Origin of the sequence: Candidatus Pelagibacter ubique HIMB140, assembly GCF_025558165.1 — a bacterium.
In the GTDB taxonomy this organism is placed as follows: domain Bacteria; phylum Pseudomonadota; class Alphaproteobacteria; order Pelagibacterales; family Pelagibacteraceae; genus Pelagibacter; species Pelagibacter ubique_T.
In genome coordinates this window covers 1-16,429 of the sequence record NZ_LAMZ01000001.1, presented here as the reverse complement: position 1 = coordinate 16,429, position 16,429 = coordinate 1, and the positions used below count along the sequence as shown (strand labels likewise).

Below are 16,429 nucleotides of genomic sequence, written 5' to 3'. Positions count from 1 at the left end.
TAATTGGAATAATTATTTCACAATTTTTAGAAAGAAAAAAGAAAAATTAATGATTTATTGAAGATGAAAAGTTCCAAGCACAATCAAAACTTGGTATGTAAACTCTAGATAATTTAGCATTACCAAAATTTTGATTAAAAACATTTAACCAACTATCAACTTGCTTAGGTTTTTTATCCTGACTACCAACTTGAGCAGTAATCACCCCTTTTGGTTTTAATATTCTAACTAATGAGTCCATATTTTTTGCTGCAAGATCGATGCAAAACTGATCATCATTAAGATCAACAAAAATATGATCGTAAGTATCATCAGCTACTGATTTAATACTTTCAAATGCATCTCCCCATACGCATTTGACTGAATTTTTTTCCGTAGCTTTTTTTCCAATATCACCAAGATGTTTATTACAAACATCTACAACTTCTGGATCTAACTCATACCAATCAATAAAATTAAAATTTTTAGAAATACATTCTCTTGCAACTCCACCATCTCCACCTCCAATGATAGCTGCTCTTTCATTATCTTTATTTAAATTTAAACCTGAGCCAACAAATGTAGAGCTGTATAAGTGTTCGTCAGTTGCAGCAACTTGAATTTCACCATCTATAAATAATGATTTTCCAAATTGTTCAAGATCCAATATTTCAATATGTTGACCAACTTTTGATTTAAAATCTTCTAAAACATCATTTACAACATATGATTTTTGCAAACCTGGTGAGCTATATATGTCATGATAAAGCGATTTTGTGTCTCTATTAAATTCTTTTTTAACAATTCTTGTGTGTTCAAATTCTTTTTTAATTATATCAATTGCAACTGAAGGACTTACTTTCCCACAAGTAAAAAAATCAAAACTAATAATTCCTTTTTCAGGAAATGTATGAAAACTAATATGGCTTTCTGCTAAAAGAGCCAATATTGTAAAACCTTGAGGTTCAAATTTATATTTAGAAATATTTAGTATTGTTACTTTTGCAGCTTTTGCAATTTCATGAATTACTTTTTCATAAATAGAAGGATCGTACTCTTTTGTAGTTCCAATGATATCTAGAGTTATATGCTCTCCAACTTTGGTCATTAGCTATCCTTTTTATAATTTTTAGCTTTGGATAAAACTTTATTCATTTCTGCTATAGAAAGAATTTTAGGCTTACCCAATTTCAGGCTCGTTATATACTGAAGCGATATATTTTCAACCTCTTCAGCTAACTCAAAAGCTTTTGGTAAATTATCTTCAAATGCAATCTGACCGTGATTTGCAATTAAACAGGCTTTTCTACCTTTTAGAGCTCTCAAAATATTTTTGGATAACTCTCTTGTTCCAAAGGTAGCATATTTTGCACATTTAATGTCATGGCCACCAGCCATTGCAACCATGTAATGAAAAGGAGGTATTCCTTTATTATGAGTAGATACTGCAGTTGCATTTGTTGAATGAGCATGAACAATCGCTTTAGCTTCTTTTTTATTTTTATAAATATCTTGATGAAATTTCCATTCTGAAGATGGAATACCTTTTTTTTTGTCAAACTCACCATCTAATGAAACGAAAACTATATCTTTATTTTTTAAAGTTGAGTATTTTTTTCCAGACGGGGAAATTAAAAAACCATTTTTATACCTTACTGAAATATTCCCAGATCTTAAAGCTGATAATTTTTTTGTGTTCAGCATTTTTGAATATCGAATAATTTCAGAACTTAAATTTTTCATTTGAATAAGTTTTTTAGTCCATTGGCAGAAGCTTCACTTACTCCTCTCTCAGTAATCAATCCACTTACATATTTTGCAGGAGTTACATCAAAAGCTAAATTCATTGCTTTACTTTTCTTTGGGTAAATCAAAACTTTTTTAACTTCATTGTTTTCATCAATACCCTCTACATGAGATAATTCCTCAGAGTTTCTCTCCTCAATTGGAATGTCTCTTGCATCTTTAATATTCCAATCAATAGTTGAACTTGGGAGTGCAACATAAAAAGGAACTTTATTATCATGTGCAGCTAAAGCTTTTAAATAAGTTCCAATTTTATTACAAACGTCTCCATTTGATAAAGTTCTATCTGTTCCAACAATACACATGTCAACTTCGCCTCTTTGCATTAAAATACCACCAGTATTATCAGCTATAATTGTATTTGAAATTTGTTCCTCATTTAACTCATATGAAGTTAAATTTGCACCTTGGTTCCTTGGTCTTGTTTCATCTACCCATACATGAACCGGAATTCCTTTTTTATGAGCATGATAAATCGGTGAAGTTGCTGTGCCCCAATTAATTGTTGCTAACCAACCTGCATTGCAATGAGTTAAAATATTTACTGTACTTTTTTTCTTATTGTAAATTTCTTCAATTATTCTTAATCCATTAATACCTATATTCTCACAAAATTTTTCATCCTCATCACAAATTTCTTTAGCTTCTTTTAAAGCTACATCTAAAATTTGATTACTATTGATGCCAGATAATTTTTTCATCATACGATCAACTGCCCATTTTAAGTTTATCGCAGTAGGTCTTGATTTAATTAATTCTTCTGAACATTTGCTTATAAATTCTTGAGAGTTGTTCTCTTGAATAGCTAAAACTATTCCGTAAGCAGCTGTTGCCCCAATTAAAGGAGCACCTCTAACTTCCATAACTTTGATTGCATTTATTGCATCTTTAACTGATTTAAGATTTTTTATTATAAATTGATGTGGAAGCTTTGTTTGATCAATTATTTTTACTATCTTATCCTCGTACCATATTGTACGATATTCTTTTCCTTGAATTCTCATTTAATCAAAACTCTACCTGCAACAGTTTTTAACTTGTGTATTGTTTTTTGGGTTCGTTTTTCCGGAGCAGTAATGATAGCCACATCTAAGCAATTATTAGTTGGATCATTTGGATCTATATGGCTTTCAAAATTATCAATTAAATTTTTAATCATCACTTTTGCTTTTTCAGCATTTCCTAACAAAACTTTTATTACTTGTTGAACATCAACATTTTCATGATCTGGGTGCCAACAATCAAAATCTGTTACCATTGAAACTGATGCATATCTAATTTCTGCCTCTCTTGCGAGCTTTGCTTCAGGCATATTGGTCATACCAATTACATCAGCTTTCCAAGATCTATATAAATTAGATTCTGCCAATGTTGAAAATTGAGGACCCTCCATAACTACATAAGTTCCATTTCTTTGATATTCTATATTAGATTTTTTAATTGCATCTTCGCATGCATTCATTAATCCATTAGATGTAGGATGTGCCATAGATACATGAGCAACAATTTCATCATCAAAAAAAGTTTTTACTCTTGCAAAAGTTCTATCAATAAATTGATCAATAATAACAAATTTTCCAGGTTGCAACTCTTCTTTCAAAGATCCTACGGCTGAAACTGAAACAATATCAGTAACACCCAACTGTTTTAATGCATCAATATTTGCTTTAAAATTTATATTCGATGGAGAAACAAAATGCCCTCTTCCATGTCTAGGTAAAAAATATACTTCTTTATTTTTATAATTAGTTTTTAATATTTGATCAGATGGTTTGCCCCAGGGTGTATTAATTTCTAATAATTCTCTGTCAGTAAATTCTTCAACATCATAAAGACCACTTCCACCAATTATTGCTAATTTATTTGTTGTCATAATTTAAAATATATTTATTTATAATTGAGTATTATGAATTTAAAAGATCATATTAGATCAATTCCTGATTATCCTAAAAAAGGTATTCTATTTAGGGATATAACTACTCTAATTAAAAACGAGGAAGCTTTTGCTGAAACAATTAATCAAATTATTGAAAGATCTAAAAAATACAAAATTGATAAAATTGCTGCAATAGAATCAAGGGGTTTCGTGTTTGCCTCTGCTGTTTCTTATATACTTAAAAAACCTTTTATAATGTTGAGAAAAAAAAATAAATTACCAGCCGAAGTACATTCTGTAGATTTTGAATTAGAATATGGCACTGCAACTATTGAGGTTCATAAAGATTCTATTTTAAAAGATGAGTCTGTTTTAATTATTGATGACTTAATTGCAACAGGTGGTACCGCTGAAGCTGCTGCTAAATTAGTTGAAATGTGTGATGCAAAAGTATCTGCATTTGTTTTCGTTATTAATTTATTTGATTTAGGTGGATCAGATAATTTGGTAAATAAAAATTATAAAGTTGAAAATTTAATAGAATTTCCAGGACATTAAATGGTAGCGGGAAGTGGGATCGAACCACTGACCTCGGGCTTATGAGCCTGTGTTAAACCTACAGAAACCCTTTGGTTTACTTTGTGAAATCATTCACACAACCTCGCTTGTCACAACTCTGTCACAACAGAGGAGAAAATGCAATGGCATCAATAAGAAAAAGAAATGGTAAATACCAAGTGCAAGTAAGAAACCAAGGGTTTCAAAGAAGCAAAACTTTCTTTCATTTAAAAGATGCTCAAAGATGGGGCAAACTAATGGAAAGTAAAATTAACTTAGGTCAGGAATTTGAAGTTTTAGACAAAACTCTCTTACTGTCTGATTTATTGAATAGATACCTTAAAGAAGTTACACCTTTGAAAAAAGGTTTTGATAGAGAAGTCTTAAGAATAAAAAGATTGCTAAGAGAACCAATATCTCAAAGAAAAGTCTATCAATTAAAGACTAGGGATTTTGTTGAATTTAAAAATAAGCGTTTACCTGACGGAAATAGAGCGTGTAAATATGATTTAGCTTTACTTCATCATTTGTACAATGTTGCAATTAAACAGTGGAGCTACCCTATTCCATTTAATCCACTTGCAAACGTTCCTAAGCCTAGATGTAATCCACCTAGAGAAAGGCGATTATCGGATAATGAATTAAAATATATCCTAAATGAACCTTTTAGAAACCCACATATAATAAATATTATTGAGCTTGCTATTGAAACTGGATTAAGAAGAAGTGAAATATTAAAGATTAAGCCAGAGAATATAGAAACTGATATAATTTATCTTCCAGACTCGAAGAATGGTTTTCCTAGAAAAGTTCCATTAACTAACAAAGCTAAAGATATTCTCAATAGAAGTACTCTTCCCTATCCAGTAAGTGCTAATGCACTAAGATTATGTTGGAGTAGAATGTTAAAGAGAGGTGGAATAGAGAATTTACATTTTCATGATTTAAGACATGAGGCTATTTCTAGATTTTTTGAAAAAGGTCTATCTATACCTGAAGTTAGTATGATTTCAGGTCATAGAGATGTAAGGCAACTAATTAGATACACCCATCTTAAAATTGAGAATTTAGCACAAAAAATACAGAAGTTTTGAGATTAGGACACTTTAGATAAATAAGTTCCACTTTAGGGATAAAAAATAATTTATTCATTTGTCTTTCATTATCTGTTTTTAAAAACATTTTTGTATTAGTATGTTGACATGGTCTTTTTGCACTATGCTGTTTGGTTAATAACTTTCGTACTTCTTTTGACTTGGACTGTTGGTTCAATTTTTAAACCCAAGCAAATGGGAGGTCAGGAGTCCTGGGGAACAACTAATTTTAAAGCCATGGTGCTTTGGTGGATAGCTATTTTAAATGTAGTAATTTTAGACCTTAGTGTTTTATATATGATAGTCCTAATTCCTTCGGGAATGGTAATATCTGGGGCTATTTCTACTAGAGAATTAGTTAAATATTCTACCAAGAATAAATTAAAACCTGACAATGTTATGTTGGTAGACTTACCAAATACAGCGGGGATTTTACCTTGTATTATAATTCAATTGATAATAATTGCTATTTGCCACTACACCCAAGGCATCTTATCATAAAAGCGTTTCCGGTATTGAGGGAACAATAGATATAAAAAATAAAGTTAATTATTGAACTTTTCTTTCCAAGAAAAATAATACTTAAGGTACAAACTACTTTTTCTTCCTATATCAATCTCATAATTTCTTTTATTAAATCTATCTATTTTATCATTAGTATTTGTTAGCGAATTATAGAAATCAAGTCTCCACTTAGGTTCTGAAATATCAAACTTAGGGTTTTGTTTTAAGATTTTTTTAAAGGATTTGTTCATTTGCTTTGTTAATTCACCAACATACTTACGACCTACTATAAAACTATCATGTATAGGTAATACTAAGATTTTCTTCTTTAGTAGACTGAGAATAATATCTTCAGCAATTACAGAGTCCAGGTACATTAGTTTTAAACCAATTTCAGACTTAAGAAATTCAATTAAAGGAGGATGATGCTTTTTTATTAATTCTAAAAGTTGATTATGTTTAACTCCTAAAATCTTATATTGCTCATTAGACAGTCTAAATGTTCCTTTGATGTCATTTATAAGTGCATAAGCAAATTTTTTAATTATCTTTCTTTGTTCTTTAGTAGGTTTAAGTCCTAAATCAAAAGGGTCTTTAGAATCATCTAAAGGTTTATTTTTAAGACTATAAATCATTCTTAGTGCTAAAGTTGAGTAATCAACCTCCAATGTTTGTCTTCCATCTATAGTTATATGTTGTCTGTATCTCTCAGGTAATGACTGCCACCACCCACCATAAAATCTTCCATGTAGATTAAGTTTTTTATTAGAAAAAATTCTTACTAATTTAAATCTTGAATAGTTAATTGAAAAAGGTGTTTTCTCTGTCCAGTTATATTCTGACTTTCCTTTTCTTGTATGTTTTTTTAATTCTTTCTCTAAAAGGAGATAAGCATCATCATCAATATCTAATGCTAAACAGTGTTTTGAAAGTTCTTCATTAATTAAATTTAAGTTCTTTCTTAGTGTTCTTGCTGTTTTGTTGTTGGGTGTTTTGATTAATTTTTTATTCTTATTTTTATCTTTTTCTCTAACAATAATAACTTCATTGTTATCTATTTCGTATTTTCTCCATACATGCCCTATCTTTTTAAATAATATAATTAATCTTTTTGCTGGATAAATTCGTGTAACCTTAGAGGAATATTCATTACCAATTTTATAAATAATAAGTTTCTTTTGTACCAATGTATTAAATACTCTTCTTAAAGCTCTATAGCTTAAACCTGTTCCTGAATAATGTTTGGCTCTTAATGAAAGTGATACCCATGACTTAGGTATGGAAAAGTAAGATTGATATAAAGCATTTATAATTTTTCTTGTTATTGTTGCTTCACTCTTTTCATATGTTTTGTTGAGTTTATTTTTTCTATTATTTTTAAGTTCACCTAAAACTTCATCTATTATCTCATCAAGTAATTCATCATTAGAAACTAAAGAAAATATCAAAGAGAAATCTTGCACAAGAACTATTCGTTGTGACAGAGTTGTGACAAGCGAGGTTGTGTGAATGATTTCACAAAGTAAACCAAAGGGTTTCTGTAGGTTTAACACAGGCTCATAAGCCCGAGGTCAGTGGTTCGATTCCACTTCCCGCTACCAAAAACCTTTAGTTCCTCAATAAAACAAACCTGTCAGTTCTGTCGGTTCAAACCTAAAGTAGAACATATCATTACTATCATCAATCTATTTGTGACCCTAGTGTGACACATATTTTCTATTTAGAGTGGTAAGGGGGAAAATATTTTGGGTGACTATACGATTACCCTGAGAGATTTTTGTGTTAAATTATTTTTTTCTTTTTAGTCTTATATATTTTTTTATCCTTAAGGTTATGATTATTTGAATATTTTTGTTTATATTTTTTTGGATTAAAAACTTCATAAGTATTAAGTAAACCCATTGGGTCATTATCCTCTGTTGCTAGGATGGTTTTAATTATTTTTCCCATCAGAACCTCCTTTTTTTAAATAACTAATAATTATCTTTTTATCTTCAGGACTTGTTTCAATTGGTTTTTCCCATAAATCTACTAATGACTGAGTTATCGGTCCTACTGGTCCACCTTTTTCCATTATGGCATCGTACATAGTTTCTAAGATACCTTTTTTACTTTTAGATTGATTGTTTTGCATCTGTCTCCTTTAGCGTTAATGTTTAAGGTCCGAAGCAAGTAGAGTAATTTCTAAATCACGGACAAAATTAATATATCATATTAAAAATATTTTACCAGTCCTTGAAAAAAAAAAAATTGTTCCCAAATATAATATTGTTAACTTTCTTAAAAAATAAAAAACTCACTTACATTTATGAAAAAAAATAATCTGCCGGAAGGTTGGAAATACGAAGTATTTGATGAAATTGAAAATCCCATTGCGAAATACTATTCATCATTATCGGATTATGGAGATAGAATTAATTTTTCTGACATAACTCTTCCTAAAACTAGTAGTATCTTTGAAGAATTCGATGACTACATAAACATCAAAAAAGAAGACTTAAAAGGAATTACTTTTGAACAAATATTGTTTTATTTGAAAAATATCAAACCAAAAGAAAAGCAATCAAAAAAAGATTGCTTAATTGAATTATTAAAGAAAAAACAAATCAAATATGAGGAAGGACTTTGGGATGAACCTATTAAGTGTGGCTGATTCAAAGATAAAACAAAGCACAGATTTTAAAATATTAAAGCATGATAAAAATATAATCTGTATGTTAGTTGTCACAGATAAATCTTATGTTTACATAGAAAAATATTATTTTGATGGAAAAATTGTTTCTAGTCTGACAGTTGAAATATTTAAATCTCAAGAGAAAGCAATAATTAATTATGACTCTATAAAAGCGTTGTTATTTAAAAATATTGTAGAAAATTTAGAGTTTAAATTTAAAGAATTTGCGAAATCACTTAGAAAAGAAAGAATTTATTTTCATAAATGGTTCGAAAAAGATGGAGTTATCAACACTAACACTTATTAAATGTTAATCATCTTCAATAGTACTACTTTAAGCTTCGAGATAAATTTAACTTTTGTGATATAGATAGAATCAATGAAAAAAGTATTTAAATTAGGAGAGTTTTTCAGTGGTCCAGGTGGCTTAGGTTTAGGCGCTAAACTAGCTAATAATAAATTTAAAAATAAAGATATATCTTTAGAACATTCTTGGGCCTCTGATTATGACCAAGACTCCTGCGATACTTACAGCTACAATATTTCAGATAAGAATATCTACTGCACTCCAGTCGAAAAATTCTTCTCATTAATTGATAATAAAAAGATTAAACTTCCAAAATTTAATGCCTTTGCTTATGGCTTTCCATGCAATGATTTTAGCAACGTTGGTGAGCATAAAGGGTTTAAAGGAAAGTTTGGCCCACTCTACTCATATGGTGTGGAATTAATGAATAGATATAATCCTGATTGGTTTTTAGCTGAAAACGTATCAGGTATGTCTAGTGCAAATGAAGGAGAAGCCTTTAAAAAAATACTAAATGAATTAGGTAACTCAGGCGAAGGCTACAATTTAACAGTTCATAAATATAAATTTGAAGAATATGGAATACCTCAGGCACGTCACAGAATTATAATCGTTGGATTTAATAAAAAATTTGGAAATGATTTTTATTTTAAAGTACCAAAACCTTCTGAAAAGACTGTAACTGTGAGAGAAGTATTAACAAAACCTTTTAAAGCTAATGACCCCAATCATATTTTTACAAAAAATTCCAAACAAGTTATTGAAAGATTAAAATACATAAAACCTGGACAAAGTGCATTCACTGCAAAACTTCCTAAATCTCTAACTCTCAATGTTAAGGGTGCAAAAATAAGTCAAATTTATAAAAGACTTCACCCTGATAAACCAGCTTATACAGTTACTGGAAGTGGTGGTGGTGGAACGCACATGTATCATTGGTCAGAACATAGAGCGTTAACAAACAGAGAACGAGCAAGGCTACAAACTTTTCCTGATAGTTTTATTTTTAAAGGAAGTAAAGAAAGTCAAAGAAAACAAATAGGAATGGCTGTTCCAGTTGATGGTGCTAGAATAATATTTGAGGCAATACTTAATTGTTTTGAAAAAAATAACTATCAATATGTAGAACCTAATATTAAGATATAGTTCTTATGTTCACAAACCACAAAGATTTTGGTGGCCCTTTTGGAAAACAATTCATTAATGATATTAACAAGTACGAAGGTCTTGAAATTGCTAGTGGTTACTTTGGCGTATCTGCAATTGAAAAATATAAGAACAATTTATTAAATATTTCAAAGAGAGGATACTGTCGACTTCTTGTTGGAATGATTTACCATGAAGGTGTCAGCAAATCTCAAAAAAAAGCATTAGAAAATTTAAACGAAGACCTAAAAAATATTAATGATGAAAGTGGAGTTTTTATTTCCCTAAGACAATTTCATGGAAAAATTTACAAATTTAAAAAAAAAGAAGATGAGAAAATATATTTAGGCTCATCAAATTTTTCAGATAGTGGCTTTTTTGGAAATATAGAATGCACATCTATAATTGATGAAAAAAAAACAAAAAATGAAATCAATAAATTTTTAAATCATTTATACTATGGCAATGAATTTACAGCTCCACTAAATGAGGTAGAGCTTTTTATTAAAAATAGAAAAAAGAAAAAAACAAAAGATAAATTAAAGAATTACGAGATAAGACCAGAACTTTTCCCTACAGCTAAGATAACCTCAAACATAGACATTAAATTAAGGGTTGATGAACAGCCACGCTCATCTCTTAATCTTTATTTTGAGAAAGGTAGAAAGAATAGAACAACTGGTAAATATGCACCTAGACCTTGGTATGAGGTTGAAATAACAACTGAAGCCAAAGATAGAATTAAAGATTACCCTAAAGGAGAATTTACCGCATATGTAAAAGATGAAGATAAATTTTATGAATTAAAAATGATTACCGCCTCTGCAAATTACAAAGCAATAACCACTAAAGACAATAGAGAAATTTTAGGAGAACTAATAAAAGGAAAACTTGAAAGAGAAGGATACCTTGAAAGATACCAAAGAATTACTTTAGATACTTTAAGAAATTATGGAAGAGATTTTATTTCACTAAAAAAAATTAATGATAAAAAATATTATTTAGAATTTTAAATAAATAGCATTTATTAAAATTATTATTGTGTCAAAAAAATATTTAAAATTAAAAAACTATATTTCCAAGAAAATGTCTATGGCTCATATTTATCAGCCATTAATGTTAACTGAGTTAATTAAAGGTAATGGAAAAGCTTCAGCAAGGAATATTTCAAAATCATTTTTAAGTTATGATGAAACACAAATAGATTATTATAAAAAGATTACTAATTTAATGCCATTTAAGTATCTATCTAAACACTTAAATGAAATTAAGAAATCTAAAGATAATTACTTATTTGAGGATTTTGATTTAGATGAAAATCAAAAAGATGAGTTAATAAAACTATGCAATGAGAAACTACAAAACTATATTAAAAAAAGAGGTGTAAAGAAAATCTTTGGTCACAGAACTTTAGCAAGTGGGGTTATTTCGGGAAGTATTAGATACAAAGTTTTATTAAGAGCAAAGAATAGATGTGAAAGTTGTGGAATATCTTCAACAAAAAAAGCTTTAGAAGTTGACCATATAATACCTCGAAGTAAAGGTGGAAAGGATGAACTTAGTAACTTCCAGGCTCTTTGTTACACATGCAATTCCCAAAAAAGTAACAAGGACGATACCCACTTTAAAAAGATAATTGAGAGTTACAATGTCAGGAAAAAGGGATGTATTTTCTGTAACATATCTAAAGCTAAGATAATTAAATCAAATGAATTAGCCGTAGTAATTAAAGATAACTACCCTGTTACAAAACAGCATTGTTTAATAATTCCAAGGAGACACTGTAATGATTACTTTGATTTATACCAACCTGAGATTAATGCAATTTCACAACTTATTAATGAAATGAAAGATGAATTACAAAAAAAAGATAAGAGTATTAAAGGATTTAACATTGGTAATAATTCAGGTGATGTTGCTGGTCAAACAATATTCCATTGCCATGTACATTTTATTCCTAGAAGGAAGGGAGATACTGAAAATCCTAGAGGCGGTGTTAGAGGTGTGATAAAATCAAAGCAACAATATAATTAATAATTTATTTTACTTAAAAATGAAACAAACTCTAAAAAATGTAGAAGATTTAGAGAAATATCTTAATAAGAATAACATTCAATTTCCTAAGGAGTGGAAAAAAAAACTTACTATAAAGAAAAGAAAGATTAGAGATGACAGTGAATGGAAAGATTTTAGAATGTGCTACTATGCAATTAGCAGAGTTGTGGAAATATCTAATTTTATTTTTTATGAAGAAGTTAAAAATACAAAAAAAATTTTAGACAGAATTTTAAAAATACAAAAAAGTTACAAAGAAAATCAGAAAAAAGGTGATGAACTAAATAAAATAATTTTGTTAATGAAAGACAGAATTTACAGTTTAGAGGAGTATGTTTACAATCCAGAATGGAAAACAATTTATAAAAAAGGAGGAAAGCTCTATTATAAATTTGAATATAAAAAAGAACTATTAAGTTTATTAAAATTTTTTAAAATTAAAAAATCTGCATTGAATTTAAAATTACCAACGAAAAAAAAGACTATAATTAAAGCGATGGAGGATACACGATATTGGGAATCGCGTTATATATTTTTAGGTCTACCAAAAGAAGATAAGGATAATAAAAGTATTTTTAGAAAAGAAGCTCAGCAATATTTTAAGTCTGTATGTAATTATATTGTTAAAGAAGAAAAAAAATACAATATGAAATTTTTTCAAAAGCATCAAAAACCATTCGCTGAAATTTGGACAAAAAATTGGGAACTCTACAAGAAAGTTAGATGATTTAGATAAATCGTTCTTTGAATATTTGAAAGAACATTTTAAACGTTCTTTGAATTTTTAAAGAATTTAATTCAGATTTAAAAAATAAATTCAATACCTATAACTAATAACATGAACAAGGTTATTGAATTATTGAAGTTTAAAAAAAAATACAAACAAAAATATTCTGATAATTGGATAGCTAAGATAGATTGTGATTTAATCTCAAAATACATTCATAAAAAACATAACTATCAGATAAGTAGAAAAGCGTCTGTTGCGATAGCAAAAGCTGAAATTGCAATTGTTTACAGAGACCTTGTTCTTAAAGAAGAAAACGAAAACATTAAAGATGAAACAATGGAGGGTGAATGGAAAAGTTGAAAAAGGAAAATAAAGAACAAATAAAGTTGATTGATAAAATAACCGATAAAGCTCTTAAAAGAGTTGAGAAAGAGGCAAAGAAGCAACCTCGTAATTATATCAATGAATGGTTTAGATATGTTGAATTGGTTAATGAGGAGCTAAAAAAACACTTACACTAGGAGTAAAAATGATAGAGCAAAAGAAAGAAACGAAGTTAGAAAAATATGTTCGAAGAACCCACTGCTTTAACTGTAAACAAGATATTAACTCTCAACAGAATGATACTTGTGAAACTTGCAAAGGGATTGTTTGTGGTTGTGGGTCATGTTTTTGTGAATGGGAAGAACCTAGTTTTTTATACCAATAAAGTTTAGAATAAATAAATTAAGTCTATGCGAGCAACTTTAAAAAAAGTTAAAGATTATTTAAATTCTTCAATTAAATATTTAACAACACCCTCTGAATGGGTAAAAAGTTATGAGCTTGCAAAAGAATTTTTTCCTCACTTAAAAACTTTAATACTAGATGATATTGATATTGATAAAATTACTAAGTTTGTTTCTAAAAATAGAAAAGAAGAACAAGTATATAAAATTATTACTATCATAGCTTTAATCAATGGAGCTATAGCTTTTGTTCCAGGGCAAATGGGTATCGGAGTTGCTATTTGCAGAGCTCTAGAAGGTTATATGGCCTATGAAATTGCTAAGACAGTTGGAATTAAATTTGAATTAAAAAATTTTTACAAATTAATTATAGCGACTGGGATTACAACTGTCTCGGTATTTTGGCTAATGAAAACATTTTTAAGCTTTGCATTTTCATTTACTGGAGGGGTGTTTGTTGCAGCAGAAATACTTGCAACAAATTTTCTAGGATTATTTTTTTGGTTATCTTTTGAAGAGATAAATAAATTTGATACCATTAAAAGTTTATCTATAGTCAAAACTCTATCAATTGCTACACGAGCAGTTAGACACTCAATTAACTTAGTTAAAGCTCAAATCAAAGTAATTGGTGACATTGGAAGTAAACTGAAAAAACTTTCTCAAAACATTTGGGCTATAATTACTTTTAAAAAAAACCAAGAACAAATAATCAAGGGTGATTTATTATTCGCACTATGTTTAGCAAGACTACTTGAAAATAAAGAAGAGACTTTCGAAGGATTCTTTGGTTCTAAATACTTAGATGCATGGAGAATGTCTTACACTAAACAATTAGGTTCTGATGCTACTTTTGAGGATATAGCAAAATTTGTACAATCTTATGACAAAGAACAACTAGTAGGCTTGCAAAAACCTGTCCAAGGTAAGCTATTTGAAATCTTAGAAAATGCTCATGAGAATAGTGATAGTGATGAATATAAATCTGAAATATTTGAGACACCTAATCATCCAATGGTTGATATTAAAAAAACAGATATTCTATCCGGCAAAAGTTATGGCATCCAATTGAAAGCTTCAGAGAATATTAACTATATAGAGGATACTTTAAGAAAGTATCCTGACACTCCTATAATTGTTCCAAAGGGTGTAGCTGAAAAAGTAAATCACCCTTTGGTAATGGATGGAAACTATACAATGAATGAACTGACTGAAATAAACGAAACAAACTTTGATAAATTACTAGATGTTCACCACGGAGAATATCTTGCAAAAGGTGGTGTTGAAGCAGGGATATTGGTTTTAGCAATGAATTTAATGCCATTCATTTATGCTCGTCATCAAAGACAAATAAATAATGAACAATTCACAAGGGCATTAAAGAAATTTATTCCTGAATTAACAGCTAAAACTATTCATAGAGTAACACTTTTAAGTTTAATTGGACCACTTTATGCATTCTTCTTAATTTCAAAAGCTATTGGAAAAACTTTGTTGGAGGGAATAGATGAGGAAGAATTGGTATTAGACGAAGAAGAACAAAGTGATTTTAATAAAAAAAATATTAGTAGAAGAGAATTCTTTCTCCTGTTTTCACCTAAGAATATTTAAATGTTTGAATTAATTATAATTATAGAAGTATTATGAGCAATAAGTTATTTTGTTAATCAATGAGTAACCAGATATTTATAAGTTTAATTGTCCCTATTAAATTAGTTATTATTTATTTTATCTTTTCATATTTCAAAAAAAGAAGGCTTAGAAATATTCAAAAGTCTAATGAGGCAATTGAGAGAATTCAAATAAGAGAATATGGTAGAAAGATTAACGATGAAACCAGAAATAAAAAAAATAAATGATAAAAAATACTATCTGGGAATTTAATCAAGTAACTCGAAACATACCATCATTTGATTTTTAAAAATCTCTCTGAAATTAATACTTTTACTCATGTTTAATCCTTTATTTTGTACAAAGCCATTTATCAAAGTAGAATAAGTATCGACTATTTCTTCAGCTCTTTTATCTGTTTTGCCATCTTTAATTAATTTTAATACAATTTTGTTAGTGCTTTGATATTGGTCAATCCAGTAATCCTTGTTGAATTTTGTATTTAAAGAAAAAAAACCAAAAAAGGATTTAAATGACCAATTATTGTTAATATTTTTTCCTTCTCTTTTCAAATAACCTGAAATCAAAACACAAGTAAAGTGATGAAAAAAAGCAATTTTAGAAATTTTATTTTTATCGTTTAGTTCTAGATAGTTAATTTTATTATCTATGAGAGCTTCATTAGTTATTTTTGCAATCAACATTCCAACTTTGGTTTCAAAAGTTAACTCAGAAAACTTCTCTTGTTGCATGTGTTTGATTTTACTATCACCCATCAATAAGCTTGCATCAAAGTAATCATCACTAATCATTATTTAAAATTTCTTTTTTGCTTTATCACATTTTAATTCATATCTAAGCCACATTGGCTTTTTATTAAAACTTAAATCTGAATATTTATTTGCAAAGAAATTTCTACTAGTAATTCCTTCAATGAGTTTAAAAGTATATTCATCTTGTTGCACCATTTGATTTTGAGGAGTATTGTTATCTAATAATGGCTGTATTTCCTTTTTTTTAACCTCAGCTGATTCTTGAATAAAATCTCCAGTAAATCTATTTATTCTTACATAGCTAGTGTAATAGGTGTCTGAAAAATTGGATATCATATAATATTTTATTTCATTTTCGCTTACTATGTATGTCTTTGCATTCAAATCAAATTCATATAAAGTCTCGTCACCAATTTCGTTTGAAGGTCTTTTTTCATCAATGAATTTATAAACACATTTTAGGAGAATTGTCTCAGCATTTGCATTTAACGAAAAGCTAATGAAAATAAAATACAGAATTATCTTTTTCATCTCAAAAATAATTTAACACAAAAATCTCTCAGGGTAATCGTATAGTCACCCAAAATA

22 protein-coding genes are annotated in these 16,429 nt (G+C 28.6%); 13 read left to right on the top strand and 9 right to left on the bottom strand.

The window, feature by feature from the left end; all coding sequences use genetic code 11:
- Positions 1 to 46: 46 nt before the first annotated feature.
- From speD to VP90_RS00095, 4 genes are read right to left on the bottom strand one after another with little or no spacing between them, the layout of a single operon-like run.
- Positions 47 to 1,087: an adenosylmethionine decarboxylase gene (speD, locus tag VP90_RS00110; protein WP_262589017.1), complete on the bottom strand. Its 1,041-nt coding sequence runs from the start codon at positions 1,085 to 1,087 to the stop codon at positions 47 to 49.
- Positions 1,087 to 1,722, bottom strand: a complete 636-nt coding sequence (locus VP90_RS00105; RefSeq protein ID WP_262589016.1) for a class II aldolase/adducin family protein — start codon at positions 1,720 to 1,722, stop codon at positions 1,087 to 1,089. The genes speD and VP90_RS00105 overlap by 1 nt, the downstream gene beginning before the upstream one ends.
- Entirely contained in the window at positions 1,719 to 2,789 is a 1,071-nt protein-coding gene (gene mtnA / locus VP90_RS00100; protein ID WP_262589015.1) for an S-methyl-5-thioribose-1-phosphate isomerase, read from the bottom strand. Before mtnA ends, VP90_RS00105 begins: the two co-directional genes overlap by 4 nt.
- Entirely contained in the window at positions 2,786 to 3,658 is an 873-nt protein-coding gene (locus VP90_RS00095; protein WP_262589014.1) for an S-methyl-5'-thioadenosine phosphorylase, read from the bottom strand. Before VP90_RS00095 ends, mtnA begins: the two co-directional genes overlap by 4 nt.
- 33 nt (positions 3,659 to 3,691) lie before the next feature.
- On the opposite strand from VP90_RS00095, the gene VP90_RS00090 reads away from it, so the two are divergent.
- From VP90_RS00090 to VP90_RS00080, 3 genes are all read left to right on the top strand, one after another.
- On the top strand, positions 3,692 to 4,219 hold the full coding sequence (locus VP90_RS00090; RefSeq protein ID WP_262589013.1) for an adenine phosphoribosyltransferase: 528 nt from the start codon (positions 3,692 to 3,694) through the stop codon (positions 4,217 to 4,219).
- A 143-nt stretch (positions 4,220 to 4,362) separates the two neighbouring features.
- Positions 4,363 to 5,313 carry a site-specific integrase gene (locus tag VP90_RS00085; RefSeq protein ID WP_262589012.1) on the top strand — a complete coding sequence of 317 codons (951 nt, stop codon included), beginning with the start codon at positions 4,363 to 4,365 and terminating at the stop codon, positions 5,311 to 5,313.
- Positions 5,314 to 5,421: 108 nt separating this feature from the next.
- Complete coding sequence (locus VP90_RS00080; protein ID WP_262589011.1) at positions 5,422 to 5,814, top strand: hypothetical protein; 393 nt, start codon at positions 5,422 to 5,424, stop codon at positions 5,812 to 5,814.
- A gap of 44 nt (positions 5,815 to 5,858) precedes the next feature.
- On the opposite strand, the gene VP90_RS00075 is transcribed toward VP90_RS00080, so the two are convergent.
- From VP90_RS00075 to VP90_RS00065, 3 genes are all read right to left on the bottom strand, one after another.
- Positions 5,859 to 7,280, bottom strand: a complete 1,422-nt coding sequence (locus VP90_RS00075) for a hypothetical protein (protein ID WP_262589010.1) — start codon at positions 7,278 to 7,280, stop codon at positions 5,859 to 5,861.
- Positions 7,281 to 7,599: 319 nt separating this feature from the next.
- On the bottom strand, positions 7,600 to 7,767 hold the full coding sequence (locus VP90_RS00070; protein ID WP_262589009.1) for a hypothetical protein: 168 nt from the start codon (positions 7,765 to 7,767) through the stop codon (positions 7,600 to 7,602).
- On the bottom strand, positions 7,751 to 7,951 hold the full coding sequence (locus VP90_RS00065; RefSeq protein ID WP_262589008.1) for a hypothetical protein: 201 nt from the start codon (positions 7,949 to 7,951) through the stop codon (positions 7,751 to 7,753). The genes VP90_RS00070 and VP90_RS00065 overlap by 17 nt, the downstream gene beginning before the upstream one ends.
- A gap of 174 nt (positions 7,952 to 8,125) precedes the next feature.
- On the opposite strand from VP90_RS00065, the gene VP90_RS00060 reads away from it, so the two are divergent.
- The 10 genes from VP90_RS00060 (at position 8,126) to VP90_RS00015 (ending at position 15,316) form a co-directional block, all read left to right on the top strand.
- Positions 8,126 to 8,470: a hypothetical protein gene (locus VP90_RS00060; protein WP_262589007.1), complete on the top strand. Its 345-nt coding sequence runs from the start codon at positions 8,126 to 8,128 to the stop codon at positions 8,468 to 8,470.
- Positions 8,448 to 8,798, top strand: coding sequence for a hypothetical protein (locus tag VP90_RS00055; protein WP_262589006.1), 351 nt, complete (start codon positions 8,448 to 8,450; stop codon positions 8,796 to 8,798). Before VP90_RS00060 ends, VP90_RS00055 begins: the two co-directional genes overlap by 23 nt.
- Before the next feature lie 72 nt (positions 8,799 to 8,870).
- Positions 8,871 to 9,944, top strand: coding sequence for a DNA cytosine methyltransferase (locus VP90_RS00050; RefSeq protein WP_262589005.1), 1,074 nt, complete (start codon positions 8,871 to 8,873; stop codon positions 9,942 to 9,944).
- A gap of 5 nt (positions 9,945 to 9,949) precedes the next feature.
- Positions 9,950 to 10,957, top strand: coding sequence for a restriction endonuclease PLD domain-containing protein (locus VP90_RS00045; RefSeq protein ID WP_262589004.1), 1,008 nt, complete (start codon positions 9,950 to 9,952; stop codon positions 10,955 to 10,957).
- 28 nt (positions 10,958 to 10,985) lie between these two features.
- Positions 10,986 to 11,978 (top strand): HIT domain-containing protein, encoded by a 993-nt coding sequence (locus VP90_RS00040; RefSeq protein ID WP_262589003.1) that lies wholly within the window; start codon positions 10,986 to 10,988, stop codon positions 11,976 to 11,978.
- Positions 11,979 to 11,997: 19 nt separating this feature from the next.
- Entirely contained in the window at positions 11,998 to 12,726 is a 729-nt protein-coding gene (locus tag VP90_RS00035) for a hypothetical protein (RefSeq protein WP_262589002.1), read from the top strand.
- Positions 12,727 to 12,837: 111 nt separating this feature from the next.
- Positions 12,838 to 13,089, top strand: coding sequence for a hypothetical protein (locus tag VP90_RS00030; protein ID WP_262589001.1), 252 nt, complete (start codon positions 12,838 to 12,840; stop codon positions 13,087 to 13,089).
- Positions 13,077 to 13,250, top strand: coding sequence for a hypothetical protein (locus tag VP90_RS00025; protein WP_262589000.1), 174 nt, complete (start codon positions 13,077 to 13,079; stop codon positions 13,248 to 13,250). The genes VP90_RS00030 and VP90_RS00025 overlap by 13 nt, the downstream gene beginning before the upstream one ends.
- Before the next feature lie 213 nt (positions 13,251 to 13,463).
- Positions 13,464 to 15,068 carry a hypothetical protein gene (locus VP90_RS00020; RefSeq protein ID WP_262588999.1) on the top strand — a complete coding sequence of 535 codons (1,605 nt, stop codon included), beginning with the start codon at positions 13,464 to 13,466 and terminating at the stop codon, positions 15,066 to 15,068.
- A gap of 59 nt (positions 15,069 to 15,127) precedes the next feature.
- The gene (locus tag VP90_RS00015) at positions 15,128 to 15,316 is read left to right on the top strand and encodes a hypothetical protein (protein WP_262588998.1); all 189 of its coding nucleotides are present in this window, start codon (positions 15,128 to 15,130) and stop codon (positions 15,314 to 15,316) included.
- 21 nt (positions 15,317 to 15,337) lie between these two features.
- On the opposite strand, the gene VP90_RS00010 is transcribed toward VP90_RS00015, so the two are convergent.
- Together VP90_RS00010 and VP90_RS00005 are read right to left on the bottom strand one after the other, a co-directional pair.
- Entirely contained in the window at positions 15,338 to 15,880 is a 543-nt protein-coding gene (locus VP90_RS00010; RefSeq protein ID WP_262588997.1) for a hypothetical protein, read from the bottom strand.
- 3 nt (positions 15,881 to 15,883) lie between these two features.
- On the bottom strand, positions 15,884 to 16,372 hold the full coding sequence (locus VP90_RS00005) for a hypothetical protein (protein ID WP_262588996.1): 489 nt from the start codon (positions 16,370 to 16,372) through the stop codon (positions 15,884 to 15,886).
- Positions 16,373 to 16,429 lie beyond the last annotated feature (57 nt).